This is a genomic window from Halarchaeum acidiphilum MH1-52-1 (assembly GCF_000474235.1).
GTDB classification, from domain to species: domain Archaea; phylum Halobacteriota; class Halobacteria; order Halobacteriales; family Halobacteriaceae; genus Halarchaeum; species Halarchaeum acidiphilum.
In genome coordinates, this window is record NZ_BATA01000118.1 from 1 (window position 1) to 3,417 (window position 3,417).

General features: G+C 58.8%; 2 protein-coding genes and 1 pseudogene. All 3 read left to right on the forward strand.

Annotation, left to right across the window (positions count from 1 at the left end; genetic code table 11):
• A pseudogene (locus AOZ13_RS13190) lies at window positions 1–652 on the forward strand (ATP-binding protein); the annotation flags it as partial.
• On the forward strand, window positions 649–1,530 hold the full coding sequence (locus AOZ13_RS13195; RefSeq protein ID WP_021780829.1) for a bifunctional DNA primase/polymerase: 882 nt from the start codon (window positions 649–651) through the stop codon (window positions 1,528–1,530). The pseudogene AOZ13_RS13190 and the gene AOZ13_RS13195, both read left to right, overlap by 4 nt.
• Window positions 1,530–3,047, forward strand: a complete 1,518-nt coding sequence (locus AOZ13_RS13200) for a primase-associated protein (RefSeq protein ID WP_020222167.1) — start codon at window positions 1,530–1,532, stop codon at window positions 3,045–3,047. The genes AOZ13_RS13195 and AOZ13_RS13200 overlap by 1 nt, the downstream gene beginning before the upstream one ends.
• Window positions 3,048–3,417 lie beyond the last annotated feature (370 nt).

The following is a 3,417-nucleotide window of genomic DNA, read 5'->3' on the forward strand; positions in this document are numbered from 1 at the left end:
CCTCGACGTGATGAACGGAGCCGACGATGCACAGTCGCTTCTTGACCCAATGGGGGGCCTGCAGGAGAATCGTGATGACCTCGATGTTGACCGGCTTATTGACCAGAACCTCCTCTCGAAGATGTCCGTCTGCCGACGAACCTACTATACTGTCCTGCCAGCCGGCCGTGAACTCCTTGGACAGAAACTCGAAATCGGCCCCGGAAAGGGCGATATCGGCGAGCGTACACCGCACAAGGTCGGTGTTGAACTCCTGCGGCGCTGGGTCCAAGACCAAGATAACGTCACTCGGGTCGCGACCTACGTTGAGTACGATGCAGAGACTGTCTTCGACGTTGCTGGCTTCGATGACAGCGATACTCTCGTCTGGGTTGGCGAAGCCGAACTGCCGAGTAACAACCGTGCCGCACCGATTGATGACTACGAGAAGATGGCTGCTGTCGATGCCAAGGCTGTCTGGGCGTTCAACAACCGCGAGACGGCACTCGAGATCCTTGACCAGCTTGCGGAGCAAGACCGTATTGACCAACGCGTAACTGGACGTGACGCCCGCTCATTCACCAGCATCCGCGACGTCGTTGACGACCTCGATGCAGCCGGACTGACGACGCTTCGGAGCTTCAACACACTCGATAAGGACTACAACCCATGACATGGCGCGCTGCGACCCGCGACGAGCTCTACACGTACTATACCGAAGAATTCCCAGACTACGTCGAGAACCTCCCGTCATTCATCACAGCGACCGGGCCGAAACAGTACGCCCTCGCATTCGACCACCCGCACCCCGTCCGGAAAGACGCGGTTCCGGACAAAGACTTCATCCGACGCGACACCTGGCAGACCGACACTACGGGCGAGCGCCAGCAGGCGGAGTTCGATGGCTGTGAGGACGTTCTTGACTTCGTGCAGCATCCTGCACGACACGACCCGCTCGGTGGGAGTGAGTTCGCGCTCGCTGACCCCGATATTGTTGAGGAACCGGATCCGCGACCGAATGCTGTCTACTACGCTCTCGATAACTGGGAGCGCCCCTGGGTGTTGCTCGTCGACATCGACGCGAAGACCATCGCTCGTGAACGCGCCGCGGACGCACTACCACAGGACACCAGGAATCGCGACGACGAGGCACTCCTCGAAGCGACCGGGATACTGGATGCGGAGCCAGCCGGCTATCCGTATGCCTTTGAGGACGTTGAGCAAGCGATCCAGTACGGCTTCGAGGTGCAGGATATCTTCGCAGACGATTTCGACGCCGAGGAGACGATGGTCGTCTACAGCGGCCAGGGCGTCCACGTCTACCTCCTCGATACAGACCTCGCACATCGCTACGACGCACAGAGTCGCGAAGTCCTCAACGACCTCCTCTTGGAGACGTACGACATCCCGATTGATCCAGTCGTTACCGCCGACCGCCGTCGTGTCGCCCGTCTCCCCTACTCGCTCCACGCCGACGTCTCCCGTATCGTCCAGCCAATCGAATCCACCCAGTTCGACCCACGGACTGCAACCCCGGAGTTCCTCGACTGATGGCCACCACGACCCCAATCGACGACGAACGCACCGCCTACCAGGTCGCCGCCCTTCCGACTGAGTACGGGAAAATCCGAATCAACCAGCTGTTCACGCGCGGGTTCAACCGCTATATCGTCAACGGCGAGGACCAGCCCGACGACCTCCTTGACGACCTCGAACGCTTCGGGACAGCTGCGTTCAAAGAGGATGTCCGTGACGCAGCAGCGCGCGAGCCGTTCGTCGACGAACCGGGTACACTCGCGGTCCTCGCGACGCTGAGTGTGATCTGCATCAAAGCCCACCCAAAGTTCGAGGACGTCCCCCCGCGTAAGATCCAGCCGCTCTACGACGTCCGCGAGCTCTACGTGAACAATCTCGGCTCACTCATGCGCGAATACGGTGACAGTACGCTCCAGCAGGATATCGCGGAGGTCCTCTACGCGAAAGACCCCGGTGAGGATGGCCCACATCCAGGCCGCGTCTGTACCGGCATCAAGGAAATGCCCGAGTTCGGCGGCGGCCTCCATCTCGAAATCCCGATGGCCGCTGCCTCCCGCCAGTGTCTCGTCCGCGACGACCAGCGCCCCAGTAGTGAAGGGGAGACGTCGGAGATTCGGACGCGCGTGAAGGACAACAATCTCTACGTGCCGGCTAGCGATTTCGACGCGAAATACGAGGAGTATGCGCGTGAAGCGTTCAAGAAACTCCTCCGGGTGCAGGAGGATGGACTCTCTGAGGACCAGCAGACGTGGTTGGTGGCGAACGAATCCGCGATCACCGAACGAATCGACCGCTTCCTCGAAGGCGGCAACCACGATCGGATCTGGCCCGACTGGGACCGTGGTGAACGCCTCGTCCGCGTCCTTCGGGAGGCAGTCAACCACGTCGAGGATGAGACGGCAATGATTGGAGCGTTCCATTCCGCACAAGCGCTCTACGAGGCGCTCGACGCGTACGATCCAGAGGCGTCGTGGAAGCAGAGCATCCAGAATCGAGTGTCGAGTCCGCGCAGTCTCGGCAACCTCCTCGTCTCTCAGCACGACCATCGCAGTCTCACCGTTGAGCAGGACCGAGAGACAAACCAGTATCGGATCGATGCGTCGTCGGGTGGCGCCCATCCGATCTCCGTCGAGTCGATTGAGGACCTCTTCGAGCTGCCCTGCATGGCGGACATGGCCGAACGCCTCCAGGAGAAGAAGCCCGTCCGGAAGGACCTCTACAACTTCGTCCGGATGGTCATGTGGTTGCCACAGTACCGGGAGAGCAGTCTGGACGAGATTGTCGCGGACCTCAAAGACGTCTTCTCGCAATGGCCGTGGTACGATGAGCAGACGACTGACTACCAGATTCGCTACGAGTTCTCGAACACGATCGACGGCGAAACTCCGCTTCCGATGAACTGTGACAACGATGACCTGCAACGCTACTGTATCGGGCAGGACCAATGCGATTACTCGATTTGGGGGAGCGTTCCCTTCCCGGACGAGATGTACGACCAACTCGATGAGTCAGATTCCACGACCGAATTTTAGACGCCGACCACAGAAATGTCTCCATCCTTATAGTTCGAGAGAAGCCGAAAAATCTATCTTCTTCTCACCCCCCGTCGAGCAGATTTCTGTGGGTTTCAGACCGTATTTCTCGTGTTTTACTGATTCATCCTGGAGTATAGGGATAGTCGAGAAGAAAGGCGAGTAGTGAGGACGTCTGGAGATTCGACTAAGATTAGCGGTTTCGCGTGATTATTCGGGTTTGAGCCCGCCGTCGAGCAGAATTCTCGAAAGGCGGTGTAGTCTGCATTTCGTCGAGCAGAACGATCGGCTCTTAGATCTGCCCGACGGTCCTCTACCTGAATCTAATACCGTTATTTTGTCCTCTGTACCTTCGATATCGTCCAAAGGA

Coding starts and splice junctions, on each gene's coding strand:
- AOZ13_RS13195 (WP_021780829.1), top strand. CDS start 649: ATGACATGGCGCGCTGCGACCCGCGACGAGCTCTACACGTACTATACC.
- AOZ13_RS13200 (WP_020222167.1), top strand. CDS start 1,530: ATGGCCACCACGACCCCAATCGACGACGAACGCACCGCCTACCAGGTC.